Here is a 15,607-nt window from a genome sequence, read left to right on the forward strand (position 1 = left end):
GCATCGGACCGTCTTTTTTCGTCCCTGGAGCCTTAGTTTCACTTACGGTTGGAAGCCGGTTTTCATCGCCAACGGATTCCCCTCCGCCCGGTGTCAAACCTCCAAGCGGGTCTCCGCCCCCATCCGTCCCCATTCCCTGGATTTACAGCGTAACTTCCTCAACTAAATAAAGCTCCCCCATTATTTTACATAGCCCGTCTATAGACTTCGAGAATCTCCTCTTTTCCAAATTCCTTAATCCCCGGCAGCGTCCTCTTGCCAAAGAACGTACATTTTTCCGCCAGTTCTTCCAGACGATCTTCTTCCACGCCCAGTTCTCCGATTCTGACAGGCATTCCTATGCTCTTGAAGAAATTCTCGAACGCATCGATACCGGCCATAGCCGTCTTCATCGGGTCTTCGAAGTTCATATCGATTCCCCAGACACGGACTGCCAGTTGGGCAAACCGGTTTACATTATAAGGGCATACGTATCTGGCCCAGGTGCAGAATAATGCGGACAGCCCTGCTCCGTGGGATATCTGGGGATACATGCCGGAAAGTTCATGTTCCATCTGATGTACCTGCATGTAGAAATCACGGCCGGTGCTTGTCAGATTGTTGTGGGAAAGGCTGCCGGCCCACATCAGTGTGGCGCGGGCTTCATAGTTGTCCGGTTCCTGATCCGCGATTTTTCCTGCTTCTGCAACGGTCTTTAACAGCCCTTCCGCAATCCGGTCGGTCAGCGGAGTATCCTGATCCGCGCCCAGATAGCGTTCCAGAGTATGCATCATGATATCAACACTGCCGCAGCCTGTCTGGTATTTGTTCACCGTATAGGTGAGCTCCGGGTTGCAGATTGCAAACAGCGGACGGTGGAGCTGGGAGCTGAGCCCGCGCTTCAGGCCTCCGTCCTCATTGGTGATGACGCAGGAATTGCTCATCTCACTGCCGGAAGCCGATAAAGTAAGCACATTGCCCTGGGGAAGCGATTTTTTCAGTTTTTCCTCTCCGGCAAAAAATTTCCATACATCGATATCCGGGTTGGCTGCGCCGTCTGCAATGCATTTTGCAGAATCGATTACGCTTCCGCCGCCTACCGCTAAAATAAAATCAACGCCTTCGTCCAGGCAGAGTTTTATGCCTTCTTTAGCCAGAGACAGTGTAGGATTAGGCTGAACACCGCCCAATGTCACATATTCGATTCCGGCTTCTTTCAGAGAATCCGTCACCTGATCTAATAAACCGGACCGCACCACGCTTCCTCCGCCGTAATGGATTAAAACCTTTTTAAATCCGTATCCTTTAATTAACTTTCCTGCCTTCTTCTGCGTGTCCCTGCCAAATACTACTCTGGTAGGCGTACAAAACTCAAAATTTCTCATCATGACCTCCTCAATGCCAACGTAATTTTAAAGAAATTAAACCTATTATATCAAAAAAGATCCGAGAAATCCACAATGCTTTTCATGTCGATCTCCCGAATCTTTGCTTGCTCATCTACCCATCAAAATGGCGCGGGCTCAAATGGGGCTGACCGCCCAAATCACCTCAAACTTCTCCAGCAGCATTCTGTTTCATTCAAATATCCAGGCTTATTTTAACCGGATTACATGCTGGCAGTATACATATACATTGCGGATTTTCTTCGCCTGCTGCCCCTCATCTCCAAGAATTATGGGCTGGGTCCCGGATGCGGTTACGTAGAATTTAATGGCAATGGCATCCTGTCCCACCATGATTTCATGGGTTTCCTGATATGGGAACGCGGTTTCTTCTACTTTTACATAGTTGCGCAGGGCCATGTCGATTTCCGGATTGATGTAACAGCGGACCACATTTTCCAATCCATTCATCTCGATAATCGCCTTAGCTTCATCAAACTTCAGGTTGGTAAAGCGGAATTCCCCATTTCCCAACACATAAGACAGAGTCTGACTATCCAATAACAGTAACGGTATGTTTTTATTATCTCCCATAGACCGATCCTCCTTCTAAAAATTCGATTCTCCTCTTTTTATCATTATATCATTTTTCTGATTTCAGTCAAGTAATTTGCAATATTTTCTGGTAATTAATATTATTGTTTGTTAATTGTCAAACATTTCTTTTTTTCTATTGCTCCCCACTTCTGTTATATGCATAAATCAGACATGGACAGCATATTTTTTATGTAGGAGAAGTATCTATTAATTTGACAGAATAAAATTGCCGGACACGGCAGAATTGAGAGGAAAAAATGAGCCGGAAAATCATTTACATAGAGTGTCTGCTGCTTCTTATGCTGACCGGATCCCTGTTATGGCACCGGGTTGCCCCTTATCCTTCGGACAGCGCCAATACGAATACAGCCACCTCTTCCGATGCCCCTAAATACATAAAATGGGTGGATTTTGACGTGACTTCAGACGCCATGAAAATGGCCCTTCAACTGGATATGAACAGTTATCAAAAAGAGGTTCATTTGGATTGGATCGATTTGCTGGCCTATCTTGGGGCCAAATACGGCGGGGATTTTTCCAAATACCGTTCCCAGGATATGAAAGATTTCGCGGAAAAACTCCAGAACGGCGAAAGCCTGGAGACGTTAACAAAGGATATGAAATACTTTTCTTATTATAAAGAAGCTTACGGCGCAGTGTTAGGCGGTATGGTCGGGCTTTATGAAATTCAGGTGCCCCCGTCTGAGGTTCCGGCTTCTATGTTAACGGAATCCGCCGATGGAGAGGAAAATGAATCCGAACAAGTATGGCTTACCAAATACGGGCTCAAGGCATTTTCCCCCATCGCCAAAAATTTTCCCTATACTGATTTTGACGACTTCGGAACTTCCCGTTCTTATGGCTACAGAAGGCAGCATCTGGGACATGATCTCATGGGGCAGGTGGGAACCCCTGTTATAGCAGTGGAATCCGGCTATGTGGAGGCAATCGGATGGAACCAGTATGGCGGCTGGCGGCTGGGCATCCGCAGTTTTGATAAGAAACGGTACTATTATTACGCCCATCTGCGCAAAAATTATCCCTATCACAAAAGCCTGAAAGAAGGAAGTATCGTAAAAGCCGGTGATGTGATCGGATATCTGGGCCGCACCGGGTACAGCAGTACGGAAAATACAAACAACATCGACGAACCCCATCTTCATTTCGGCCTTCAGTTGATTTTCGACGAATCACAGAAAGAAGGCAATAATGAAATCTGGGTCGACTGTTATGAGCTTGTTAAATTCCTGTCCATGAACCGGTCCGAAACCATAAAAAATCAGGAAACAAAAGAATATAACAGGGTCTATGATATGAAAGACCCTGTTATAAATACCTATTCACAATGATTTAATTGGAATTCTGCTGTCCTCCCAGCGTGATCTCAACCTCCCGTTCCTGGTATTTTCCATCCGCCAGGGACTGGACGGTCAAAGTCACTTTAGAACCTTTCTCATAATAAGTCAGCATGTTCTGAAGCTGGCCCAGGGTGGTAACCGACTGCCCGTCAAATTTCGTAATGATATCCTTTTCTCTCAAATCTGAACCTGCGGCCGCTCCGTCATCCAGAATCTTATATACAAAGATTCCAACCGGCATATCGTATGCCTGGGAGGCCTGGGCGTCAATGTTGGTTCCTTCAATTCCCAGCCAGCCCCGTTTCTCATCATCCACTTTCACCCTGGTCTGTTTCGTCATGAGCGGATCCAGAATTTCCATGGCTTTGGAAATGGGGATCGCATATCCCATGCCTTCCACTTCTGTGGACGCTGTCTTCGCCGCGTTTATACCGATCAGATTGCCGCCCAAATCCAATAATGCACCGCCGCTGTTGCCGGGATTGATAGCCGCGTCAGTCTGGATAAATGTATGTTCTGTCCCGTCTTCACCTTTCACTTTGCGGTCCAGAGCGCTGACATAACCGACCGTCGCTGACTGGCCTTCACCCAGTGCATTGCCGATTGCCACCACCTGCTGGCCCACTTTTAAACTGTCGGAATCCCCGATATTGGCCGCTTTAATCCTGCTCATGGTATCGGAAGGTATTTTATCCAGCGGTACGGCTATGACGGCCAAATCAGAAGCGGCGTCTGTGCCTTTTATAGCCGCCTCCACCGATGTCTCATCCACAAATGTCACTGTCATATTCTGGGCGCCGTCAACCACGTGGTTGTTGGTGGCAATCAGAAGTTCCTTGTCATTTTCACCGATGATAATACCTGAGCCGCTGCTTTCGGCTTCATAACTCTGGGGGCCGAAAAATGTCATCTGTTCCACGGTCATTTTATCCGTTATGGCAACCACGGACGGCATGGCCTGCTCCACAATTCCTGAAACGTCGGTCACTCCTATGGTCTGAATGGTTCCGCCCATTCCGCCTGTGTCTGTGTTCTGGGCGCTGACCGCCGCCGTTTTCTGAGGAACCGCCCGGCTCTCCTTCACTTCCAGAACTGAACTGCTCCATGCATTTAATCCTGCCATCACACCGCCTGATACCGTACCGAATAAAAGGGCTGCCGCAGTGATCCCTGCAGCTTTCTTCGCTAAATTTTTCATCATAATCATTGCACTCCTTTCTCACATCTATCTATCTGTTAAATCCTCATAACCTCTTTACACTAAATAATATAGCCAGAAATTATGAAGGAATTGTGATGAAAAAAAGGAGTATTTGTGTCTTAAATATCCGCTTGGGGCCTGCGCGTTTTACGCCCTGCGCCGTTCTTTCCCGGGCCATTTACGCCCTGCGCCGTTCCTGTTGTGCATCCGCTCCCCGGATTCCCATGCTGATACAAAGCGCCCTGTCCATCCGGGTCATCCACAAATCATTGAGATGTCCTATGTAACCGTGAAGCCTTTTTTGATCGATTGTCCTTACCTGCTCCATGAGAACGGTGGAATCGCAGGGCAGGCCGCTTGCCATCCTGGGAAGCGTTACATGTGTGGGAAGTTTGGCTTTGGTGCTCTTGCTGGTTAACGCTGCTACGATGACAGTGGGGCTGTGACGGTTTCCCATGTCATTTTGTATAATAAGAACCGGACGGACGCCGCCCTGTTCAGAACCTACGGTTGGGGATAAGTCTGCGTAATAGATGTCGCCTCTGTAAATGTTGTTTTCCATATTAATCTCCATTCCGGAGCGTTTTTTTGCGAAGGCACGCGCTGAGAATTTCAAATTTTCAGCTGCGATACAAATTTGTGGCTCCGGCACAAATTCGGGTGTAAAAAATAAGTCCTCAGGAATATTTTTTGCACATATCTCCGCTTTGTTTCTGTTAGTAAGATTATTGACAAGGAAAACGCGGTCTATACCGGAGGAATATTTTTTTAATTAAAATAACGGGTGTAAAGTAAAGGGTGAAGGCATTTTCGAAAATGCCTTCACCCTTTACTTTACACCCGTTACTTTTATGCTCTCGCCACCATCTCCCCATACTCTTCTTTCTCTTTCCGTATGAATTCCTTCACCTGTTCTACATCAGGCATATCGGCGGAACATCCGTGGCTGGCCACCAGCATGGCCGCCTCTGCGCTTCCCATCTCCAACGCATCCATAATATCCATACCTTCCAGCACACCGTACAGAAAACTTGCCGCATATCCGTCCCCGCCGCCAAAGGATTTCAACGCTTTGACCGGAAACGGTTTAATGGAATAGCTCTTTCCATCACATGTATATGCCGTAGATCCTTCTTTTCCATGTTTTATCACTACAATTTTCGCGTTCTGCTTCTGTGTCCAGTAATCTGCGGAAGTCTGGTCCGCGCCGTCCAGCCCTAAAAACCTCTCCGTCAGATCGTATTCCTCCCGGGATCCCATAATAATATCCGCGTCCTTTGCTGCAGATGAATAGTAAATGGCGATTTCATCCTCACTCTTCCAATTATAAGGCCGGTAATCTATATCGAATACGATTGGAGTATTGGTTTTCTTTGCAAGGGCCGCCGCTTTTAACGCAGCTTCTCTGGATGGGCTCTGGGCCAGGGCAGTACCTGAAATGAGAAGCATTTTCGCAGACGCAACATAGGCTTCATCGATGTCCGCAGGGTCCAGCGACAGATCCGCCGCCTGGTTTCTGTACATTAAAATGCTGCTTTCCGTGGGAGAGAGGATTTCGGTAAATGTTAAACCGATCTTTTCCCCATGTTCACACCGGAAAATATGAGAAGTATCGATTCCTTCATTATTAAAATAGTCAATGGCAAAATCTCCGAACTGGTCATCCGAAACTCGTGAAAAAAAGCCGCATTTCTTACCCAGCCGGGCCAGGCCCACTGCCGTATTGGCAGGCGAACCGCCTATGTATTTTTTGAAACTTTGGCTTTCGCCAAGGGTTTTAAAATAATCGATCGGATTAAAATCAATGGCAACACGCCCTAAAAGGATCATATCATAAATTCTTGTTTCATCAAATGTAATAATATTTTTAATTAAATCTGACATCTCTTTCCCTCCATTTTATAGACCATTATTGAATGCAAATGATATTCAGCCATCCATGCGCCGTATTATCAGCAAAGCCCCAGGCTGTACAGGATAATCGCCAGGACAAGCCCGCACAACGGGATAGCAGCGTTTGTAACAAACATATAGACATAACTGTCTTTCATCTCAGTTTTCGCAACGCTGTTTGCCAGCACAATTCCGGAAGAATGAGGCATCGCATCCAGACCCGAACATGCAATACAAGTGATTCTGTGCATGATCTGCGTATTTAATCCTGTCTGTATCATGTAATCCGCTAATGTATTCCAGAAAATCGTGATACCGCCGGACGCGGATCCGGTAATGGCGCAGATCACGTTAATTGCCACACAGGCGAACAGAATTGGGTTCATCTGCAGGCTTAAAATCCAGTTTGTAAAGGATTCAAATGCCGGCGAAGCAGTTACAACACCGCCAAAGCCCATGATTGCGGAAGTCACCATAAGGGAGTTAAAGCCATTTCCCATGCCGGAAGCGATTGCATTTTTAACATTGAATTTATCATGGAACAGCACGATCCCCACCAGGCAGGCAATCGCCATGGCCGTAACTACCGCGAAGTTCGAAGGATTTAATATCTTCATCAAAGCAAATGCCGCCACCACCAAAACAAGAATCGGCGCAAACGATTTTCCAACCGGCGGAAGCCCGGCGAGCATCTTTTCATCATTGATATCCACAATCACGTCGTCTGCCGCCGGAACAAAATGTTCTCCTTTTTCGGCACATTTTTTAATACAGTGTGTCAGGAACAGATAATCCAGAACAAAAACAAACAATCCGCCGATAATACCAATGACCGGCGCCGCATAGATCGTGGTTCCTAAGTATTCCGTAGGCACCAGGTTCGGTACGGATGGAGAACCCGGGAAAAATGTCATACATGTTGATCCTGCCATACAAATTGACATCGCCGGAAACAGTTTCTTAGGAATATCTGCTTCTTTAAACAACGCCATGCAAAACGGATACATGGTGAACATGATAACAAACACGCTGATTCCACCATATGCCAGAATCGCCGTTGTAATCAGTACGATCAGCACAATCCGTTTCTTTCCCAGTTTACCCACGATATAATTGGAAATGGATGCCGCCGCTCCTGATTCTTCCATAATTTTACCAAATGCCGCACCTAAAATCAGCATTAAAAACCATGTTCCCGCAAAATTTTTAAAGGCCGTAGCATAGGCTTCCGCAAGACCATTCCAAATTCCCATGCCGTTGCACACAATAACTACCAATGCTGCAGCGATTGTTACCAGACCCATATGCCATCCTTTATAGGTCAAATACATAAGCACCGCTAATCCAAGAAATACTCCGATTACCCCTATCATAACATTCTTCCTCCTGGTTTATAATTCGTTTAATGGTTTTTCATTGTTAAATACGTGGATGTGTTTCCGTACATTTTCATAAACTCCCCTGATTCCTGACGAGGATAAGCCAAAATAATCCCCATCCGGGTTCTTTTCCAGATATTTTCTGTCCGCCTCCGTCACCGCGTCAAAACTGGCGGTTGCAATATTGATCTTACGGATGCCATGATCTATGGTTTTGCGGAATTCTTCGAATGAAATCCCGCTTCCGCCATGCAGAACCAATGGCACCCGGATTCTCCGATGAATCTCTTCCAGCACGTCAAACCTGAGTTCCGGAGCGGATATGTAATGACCATGGGCATTGCCGATCGCCACCGCCAGGGCGTCCATTCCCACAGCCTTGAAAAATAATTCCGCATCGTCGGGATTCGTATAAGAAACATCCCGGTCGCCATTTCCTTCATTTCCCCCCACGGCTCCCAGCTCCGCTTCAAGAGAAGCTCCATACAGGTCTGAAACCTTTTTTACCTCTTTCGTTCTTCTGATGTTCTCTTCCAAAGAATATTCCGAACCATCGAACATGACTGAGGAAAATCCAAAATCCAGGGCTTGTTTTATCACCTCCATCGTCAGCCCGTGATCCAAATGGACCGCGACATTTACCTTGGCGTCTTTTGCCGCCTGAACCATCATGGGCGCCATGAGATTGAGCGGAGAAGCTTTAAGCCGCTTCTCTGCGATCTGAAGAATAACCGGGGTGTTTGTCATCTCCGCTGCCTGTACCGCTCCGGCAACCATCTCCATATTACCTACATTGAAACCGCCCACGGCTTTACCGGACCGGGATGCCTCCTCCAACAGTTCTTTCATCGTAACCAGCATATCTTCCACCTCACTTTTGATTATATATTGGATATATTCGAATTATCTTTTGGTTAATTCTTGATTATATATTAGTTCTATTATTATCAAATGTCAATACCTTAATATATTTTTGTTATTTATTTATAATTTTTTGTTCTTCTTTTGTACAAAAATGCCAGACAGCCAATAACAGGTATTGGCCCCTGGCAATGAGGGAATATTGGCAACAAAAAACGGTAAAACAGGATATAACCGCTTCCTGTTTTACCGCTGGTTCATTTCTCAAAAAAACGCATTTTCATTTTCCTGGCGCTTCAGGCATTTTCCTCCCACAAATTCGAGTAAATTTTCAGGATATCATCTTTACCCAAAACCTTTCTGGTATTGGCGGGGCTTCCGGACGCCAGCGCATCATCCGCCATTTTGTCCATGAGACGGTAAAATTCTGTCTGATCAATTCCATAACCTGAAAGCGTCGGTATCTCCAGTTCCCGGCAGAGAGCCACTGTCCGGGCCAGGAACTTTTCCGCTGCCGCCTGATCGGAATCACCGCTTCCGGCCGCGCCGCAGACCCTGCCAAGCTCCGCGAACCGGCCGTAAGCTCCATCCATCACATAGCTGAGGCAGGCTTTTAGCAGCATGGCATTGGAAATGCCATGGGCAACATGGAATAAAGCCCCAATCGGCCGGGACATGCCATGTACTACCGTAACGGAAGAATTGTTAAAAGCGACGCCCGCTTCAAATGCGGCCAATGACATCTCTTCTCTCGCTTTCCGGTTCGTACCGTCATGGTAGCAGACAGGCAGATTCTCAAATATTCTCTTAACAGCGGACAGCGCATATAAATCCGAAAGGGAACCGGCCCTCCTGGAAGTATACGCTTCTATGGCATGAGTCAAGGCATCAAGTCCTGTGGCCGCAGTGATCTTAGGCGGAGCTGTCATAGTAAAAACAGGGTCCACAATTGCCATATCCGGCATCAGTACACCGCCTTTCAACAGCATCTTAATATCCTTTTCCGTATCAGTGATGATCGTAAACTGGGTCGCCTCCGATCCCGTTCCCGCCGTTGTGGGAACCGCCGCCATTGGCGGAACCGCGCCTTTAATTTCTTTTCCCATATAATCGGAAATCTTCCCTCCGCAGCCCGCAACCGCTCCAATTGCTTTCATGGAATCTATAGGGCTTCCTCCGCCCACCGCAATTAAACAATCACACGCCTCTTCCCGGTATACGGATAAACCGCCCTCTATCATCCGGTCTGTTGGTTCACCATTAATATCCTGATACAAAGCATAGCTCACGTTGACTTCATCCAGGAGATCTGTAAGCCTTTTCACATTACCAAGCTGAACCATCACCTGGTCTGTAACAATAAGCGCCTTTTTTCCCAGATTTTGCAGAGCCGCCCGGCTCATTTCCAACGCGCCATCTCCCATAAATACTTGTTTCGGCATTACAAACTGACAAGCCATAGCACTGATACCTCCTCTTACTAATCACTTTTTGGTTATATTATGGTTAAATTATGATTATATCTTAACACATAATTTTACATTGTCAATATTATATATAAAAATTGATGTATTTTTGATTGTATTTTAAATATTTATTGCAGTTTATATTAAAATAATGCTATACTTTAGATAATATTTTTGCCAGAGTTGGAGGATGTTCATGAGAGTACAAAGAATTGATCAGATCGAAGAATATATTATAGAAAATAAAACAGTTACCTTGGAGGACCTGTGTGAAAAGTTCAATATTTCTAAAAATACAATCAGGCGCGATATAAACGAACTGGTAAAACGGGGAAATATTGAGAAAGTCTATGGCGGAGTGACCGCAGTGGAGAAAAAAAACGGAGAATATGCAGGTCTTATTTCTTATAATGAACGCAATATTAAAAACCATGAGATCAAAGACAGGATATCCCGGCTCGCGGCGTCCTATATCGCCAGCGGCGATTCCATTTTCATCGATACGGGAACCACCACCATCAATATCATTGATTACATCGAAGATAAGGAAAATGTAACCATCATAACCAACAGCATTGAAGTGGCCCACAAGGCTCTGTCTTACCCAATGCTGCGGCTGATTGTACTCCCCGGAGTTTTAAACCATAAAACCGCCTCTTTAGTGGGTTCCAGCTGCATCGAATCCCTGAAAAAATTCAATATCAGGAAATCTTTTATGGCTTGTACCTGTATTTCTTTAATCAACGGGGTTTCCAATGCCACTCACGAAGAGTATGAGGTAAAAAAAGAGGTTCTAAAAAGCAGCGGTGAAACTTATCTTTTAGCTGATCATACAAAGTTTAACCAGACCTCGCTCTGTACCTTCGGACAGCTTCAGGATTTTAATTATATACTGACAGACGTGACGCCTTCTGCCGATTATCTGGATGCATTCAAAAAATACGGAATTCATCTGGGAGTTGCCCCTGAGCAGGTCTGAAAGGGGCCCGGGAACCGGACGAACGATACAATGGAAAAAGGCTCCGGAAGAATCATCTTCCGGAGCCCCGCCATATAAAAGCCCCACGTCTTAATGTCTGTGCATGGAAAACTTATCCATCTCATAATTCCCCAGATTCTGATGCACCAGACGGTCGTCCGCAGCGCCGATCAACTGGTCTCTGGCCTTCTTGGCTTCCACTTCTGTCTTATGTTTGCTGGGGCCGCCCACGCAGCCGCCCACACAGGCCATGCCTTCCACAAAGTCGGCAGGCAGTTTTCCTACCTTCAGCATCATCAGCGCCTTTTTACATTCCGCAGCGCCGTTGCATTTCATAACTTCCGGCGTGATGTCTTCGTTCATCTCCTTGAAGCACTCCACAACCGCAGCGGTAACGCCGCCGGAATTTCCGAATCTCTTTCCGAATACGGAACCTTCCTGGTATGTATTGGCTTCCGGTTCCAGCTCAACCCCTTTGGCCCTCATCATAGCGCGGATTTCTCCAAATGTCATGGCATAGTCCGCGTTGCCCTGGATGTTTAAATCCAGAGTTTCACTCTTCTTCGCCATACATGGCCCGATGAATACGGTGATCACTTCCGGATCCTGTGCTTTCAGCATTCTGGAAACACCGCACATCGGAGACACAGTGGTTGACATGTTGTCCAAAAGCATTGGGAAATGCTGTTTGATCATATTTACAAATGCAGGACAGCAGGAGGTGGTCATCTTCTTGCCCTCTTTATACGCTTCCGCCCATTCGACCGCTTCCGCGGCAGCAGTCATATCACCGCCTAACGCCACTTCCACCATATCGGCAAATCCCACTTTTTTAAGAGCGGTCTTCCAGCTCGCCATGGTTATATCGGGCCCGAACTGGCCTTCTGTGGCGGGGGCCACCATGGCAACCACTTTCTTTCCTGCCCGGATCAGGTTGATCACATCCACCATAAATGTCTTGGAACCAATGGCTCCGAAGGGGCAGCTATGAACGCAGGCGCCGCACTGGATGCATTTGCTCTCGTCAATTACCACGATGCCGTTTTCGTCCATGGTGATGGCGTCCACAGGGCAGCTCTTCTTACAGGGCCTCATCAGGTCTGCAATGGCGTTGTACGGACATGCCTGGGAACATTTTCCGCATTCTTTGCATTTATCAGGATCAATATAGGCACGGTCCCGTCCCATGGAGATGGCGCCGAAATGACAGGAATTCTGACATGCCTTTCCCATACACTTCTGACAGTTATCGGTTACAACGTAACGGGAAATCGGACAGCCCTCACAGGCGGAACTGATTACCTGTACCACATTGATGGTGTCTTTTCCGCTGGTTGGACATTTTCCTTCCGCAAGGCGTACCCTTTGGCGGATAATTTCACGCTCTTTATAGATGCAGCAGCGGAACTGAGCCTGTGGCCCCGGAATCATCTTATATGGAATCTCGTCCCTGTGCTGCTCCAGTTCGCCTTCCCAGGCCATCTTTGCCACTTCAAACAGCACTTCATGCTTCAGTTTCAAAATTGTTGCGTCATTCGTTACCATGATTCTTCTCTCCTCCGGTTTCGTGCTACCAGAAACCTAATTATAATAATTAATAGTAAGTTACAATTACCTGTTTGCCCATATCTTCCACCGTATGTTTTAACTGCTCCACAAGGTTCTGTCTGATACCCAGATCAAATGGCAGCCCCGGGTTCTGATATGCGCTGTTAATCGCTTTTCCTACATATAAATGCAGCTCCGTGCAGTCCTCTATGAGCACTTTCGCCACCATAGAAGCGCCGTTTGGCTTATCCAGTTCCAGGAAAAATTCCTCGGAAACGCTTTCATTCTTCACATACCGTTTCAAAAGCTGGATCACACGGTTTAAGGTGAGGACACCTTCTGTTACAAGATCAATGCCGTCCATATAGGCAATGGGCGGAATCTCCGGGTCCACATAATCCAATGATACATCCAGACGCTTTTTCAGCACTCTGGAAACGATGGTGGCGCTTGTGCCTCCGCAGACAATGCGCTTTGCGCCGTCTCCGCCCATAAAGTCAGCCACCATCCGGCTGTCGTCTTCCATCTTCTGAGCCGGTCCGGTCATCAGATGAACCGGCTTGCTGTCGATGATTCTCATGACGGCCACCGTAGTGTCATCCCCTGGCCGGAACTGATAGAGTTCATCGCAGGCGCGGCTGATGGAGCTGGCAAGGCGCATGGCTGAAATGGTGAGGGAATACTGCTTCACCGCATAGGTCGCAATGTCGTCCCAAACCCAGCCGAAATTCAGCAGGCGTCCAACCCCTGCATGAATGGTTCCGTCGCTCATTAAAATCAGGGCATCCCCTTTTTTTACCTTGAAGCGGAACTCATTGATCTTTTTATTCTCAATAACGCGGATGTTCTGAGGAATGGGAACCAGTTTTCCATCCCGGATATAGATGCAGGACGGATTGTCGAATTCCACCAGATAGGCATCCCCATTATTAAATACCTGTAAAATGCTGAATGTAGAATAGGCCACCTGGCGAACCTGGCAGACCGGAAGGGTCTGGACAATCGTCTCCACACACTCCTCCAGCGTGGCGCCGTTTAAAAACATGGTTCCCAGGATTTTGGAAGTCAGGGTGGCAAGGATGTTGGCCTTTACGCCGCTTCCCATACCATCCGCCAGAATCAGAATGTTGGAATCTTCCGTCTGGAGAATCTCCACCTTGTCACCACACAGGACTTCCGTAAATTTATTCAAGCTTTTATAAGCAACGTCTACGGTAACTCCCATTTATTTGACCTCGCTTTCACTTCCTTCTTCCAGAAGGGAACGGCAAAGCTGTGTCAGCGTCGTCTTGGTATCAGCCGTTGTCTCTCCCAAAAGTCCGGCAATCTCCTGAGCGACCATCATCTGTTTATGGATGACTTTCTGCGCCAGGTCAATGGTTTCCAGCTTCCGTTCATAATCCTGCTGGGCCTGTTCCTCTTCCTTCGTGATATCGATGAACGTAGCCAGCACCACATCTTCCTTCTCCACATAAACGATATTCTGAAGGGTGGATAAGCTGTATTCCGTATAGGTCACCTTCTTGCCGTGGATGTTCTGATGTGTGTCATAGACCCACTGGAAATCAACCGGGTCGATAAATTCATACAGATACATATCAAGAGCTTCCGCCCTGGTCTTTCCAAAATACTTCTCACCAACAGCAGAATATTCCATGATCCTCATATCTTTGTCTACGATCAGAACAATATTAGGGGATGTATCCATAACCAGATTGGACAGGGATTCTGCTTTTTCATGCATAAATGGAATGCACATGTTCAGCTCCGCCTTTTTCTGGAATACGGCAATGGCCTTCTCCCGGCAGGTGGGATATCCGCAGGCGCCGCAGTTCAGCTCGTCCTCCGGCTTATTCTTGCCTGTTTTTCGCAGGATTTCCAGAATCTGCGCCTCTGTCGGCATGGGATCTTTCGGTGAATGATCCAGGAATATCTTGCCAAAACGAAGCCCTTCGGTTAAATTCGTCTCCTGATCCGCATCCACCGGCTCCTTTGCGATGGTCTCTTCCATGTCCAGTTTCACTTTAAATCTGGAAATGCTTTCGTCATTGACCGTAGGCCCTTTGATACAGCCGCCGGAACACATATTCATCTCAATAAAACAGCCCTTGATCTCTCCCCTGGACATGCTGGCGCAGAGGTCGATACAGTTCTTTGAGCCGTGGACATAGAACTTGCGGTAGCTGTCCGATTTTCTTTCCGTTGTGAGAACAGAATTCACTACCCCGTTTGTAACCGGATACAGCCGGTTCACCTTGGGATCTATATTGGCAAAAGGAATATCCTCACAGTCCTCCACAACGATATCCTCTTCCCTCAGCCAGCGTTCGATTTCGTTGAAATTGAGCACTGCATCCACATAACTGTCATGGCGCGGATCCCTGGCCTCTTTTTTCTTGGCAATGCACGGCCCTAAGAACACCACTTTGGTCTCCTGGCCGAATTCCTTTTTCAAAAGCTTTCCATGGGCGATCATCGGCGAAACAACCGGAGCCAGATAGGGGATCAACTGAGGATAGTAGATCTCGATCAGGTCATTGGCGCTTGGGCAGCAGGTTGTGATGATATTCTCCATCTTCCCTTCTTCCAAAAGCCCGGCGTATTCCTGGGTGACGATAGCGGCCCCTTCTGATGTCTCCCTCACATCTAAAAAGCCCAGTTTTCTCAGGGCCGCATTCACCTGGCCCAGAGTTTTATATTTTAACAGTCCCATATAGGACGGCGCTATGGAAACGACAGTGGGAATCCCCTGCCTTATGTACCCCTTTACAATTTCCAGATCACTGGTTAAGGTCTTGGCTGACTGAGGACAAATCTGAAGGCAGTGGCCGCATAAAATGCACTTGTCCTCCATGATTTCCGCCCGTTCATCTTTGATCATAATGGCTTTGACTTCGCAGTTCCGCACGCACTTATAACAGTGTTTACACTTTGTAGCTTTGAAATCAATAATCCCCATAA

13 protein-coding genes are annotated in these 15,607 nt (G+C 47.0%); 2 read left to right on the forward strand and 11 right to left on the reverse strand.

What is annotated here, in order from left to right; genetic code table 11:
• Positions 1-185 precede the first annotated feature (185 nt).
• Both GPL15_RS04805 and GPL15_RS04810 read right to left on the reverse strand, forming a co-directional pair.
• Complete coding sequence (locus GPL15_RS04805; RefSeq protein ID WP_215696533.1) at positions 186-1,364, reverse strand: iron-containing alcohol dehydrogenase; 1,179 nt, start codon at positions 1,362-1,364, stop codon at positions 186-188.
• 210 nt (positions 1,365-1,574) lie between these two features.
• Entirely contained in the window at positions 1,575-1,958 is a 384-nt protein-coding gene (locus GPL15_RS04810; protein ID WP_215696535.1) for a hypothetical protein, read from the reverse strand.
• A gap of 260 nt (positions 1,959-2,218) precedes the next feature.
• Between GPL15_RS04810 and GPL15_RS04815 the strand changes: the two genes are divergently transcribed.
• Positions 2,219-3,310 (forward strand): M23 family metallopeptidase, encoded by a 1,092-nt coding sequence (locus GPL15_RS04815; protein ID WP_215696537.1) that lies wholly within the window; start codon positions 2,219-2,221, stop codon positions 3,308-3,310.
• 1 nt (position 3,311) lies between these two features.
• On the opposite strand, the gene GPL15_RS04820 is transcribed toward GPL15_RS04815, so the two are convergent.
• From GPL15_RS04820 to GPL15_RS04845, 6 genes are all read right to left on the reverse strand, one after another.
• Positions 3,312-4,520, reverse strand: coding sequence for a trypsin-like peptidase domain-containing protein (locus GPL15_RS04820; RefSeq protein ID WP_252198099.1), 1,209 nt, complete (start codon positions 4,518-4,520; stop codon positions 3,312-3,314).
• Positions 4,521-4,698: 178 nt separating this feature from the next.
• Positions 4,699-5,082, reverse strand: coding sequence for a type II toxin-antitoxin system PemK/MazF family toxin (locus GPL15_RS04825; RefSeq protein ID WP_215696541.1), 384 nt, complete (start codon positions 5,080-5,082; stop codon positions 4,699-4,701).
• A 287-nt stretch (positions 5,083-5,369) separates the two neighbouring features.
• Positions 5,370-6,404 (reverse strand): 5-dehydro-2-deoxygluconokinase, encoded by a 1,035-nt coding sequence (gene iolC / locus GPL15_RS04830; protein WP_215696543.1) that lies wholly within the window; start codon positions 6,402-6,404, stop codon positions 5,370-5,372.
• A gap of 68 nt (positions 6,405-6,472) precedes the next feature.
• Positions 6,473-7,786 carry an SLC13 family permease gene (locus GPL15_RS04835; protein WP_215696545.1) on the reverse strand — a complete coding sequence of 438 codons (1,314 nt, stop codon included), beginning with the start codon at positions 7,784-7,786 and terminating at the stop codon, positions 6,473-6,475.
• Between the two features lie 18 nt (positions 7,787-7,804).
• Positions 7,805-8,653, reverse strand: coding sequence for a ketose-bisphosphate aldolase (locus tag GPL15_RS04840; RefSeq protein ID WP_252198100.1), 849 nt, complete (start codon positions 8,651-8,653; stop codon positions 7,805-7,807).
• Positions 8,654-8,949: 296 nt separating this feature from the next.
• Positions 8,950-10,113, reverse strand: a complete 1,164-nt coding sequence (locus GPL15_RS04845; RefSeq protein WP_215696547.1) for an iron-containing alcohol dehydrogenase — start codon at positions 10,111-10,113, stop codon at positions 8,950-8,952.
• 202 nt (positions 10,114-10,315) lie between these two features.
• On the opposite strand from GPL15_RS04845, the gene GPL15_RS04850 reads away from it, so the two are divergent.
• A complete protein-coding gene (locus tag GPL15_RS04850) occupies positions 10,316-11,098 on the forward strand; it encodes a DeoR/GlpR family DNA-binding transcription regulator (RefSeq protein WP_215696549.1) in 783 nt (260 codons plus the stop codon).
• A gap of 90 nt (positions 11,099-11,188) precedes the next feature.
• Here the strand turns inward: GPL15_RS04850 and GPL15_RS04855 are convergent, their stop codons facing one another.
• From GPL15_RS04855 to GPL15_RS04865, 3 genes are read right to left on the reverse strand one after another with little or no spacing between them, the layout of a single operon-like run.
• The gene (locus GPL15_RS04855) at positions 11,189-12,643 is read right to left on the reverse strand and encodes a 4Fe-4S dicluster domain-containing protein (RefSeq protein ID WP_215696551.1); all 1,455 of its coding nucleotides are present in this window, start codon (positions 12,641-12,643) and stop codon (positions 11,189-11,191) included.
• 49 nt (positions 12,644-12,692) lie between these two features.
• Positions 12,693-13,871 carry a SpoIIE family protein phosphatase gene (locus GPL15_RS04860; protein WP_215696553.1) on the reverse strand — a complete coding sequence of 393 codons (1,179 nt, stop codon included), beginning with the start codon at positions 13,869-13,871 and terminating at the stop codon, positions 12,693-12,695.
• Positions 13,872-15,605 (reverse strand): [Fe-Fe] hydrogenase large subunit C-terminal domain-containing protein, encoded by a 1,734-nt coding sequence (locus GPL15_RS04865; protein ID WP_215696555.1) that lies wholly within the window; start codon positions 15,603-15,605, stop codon positions 13,872-13,874.
• Positions 15,606-15,607: the final 2 nt, after the last annotated feature.

This window comes from Clostridium sp. MCC353, assembly GCF_018785315.1.
Classification (GTDB): Bacteria; Bacillota; Clostridia; order Lachnospirales; family Lachnospiraceae; genus CHH4-2.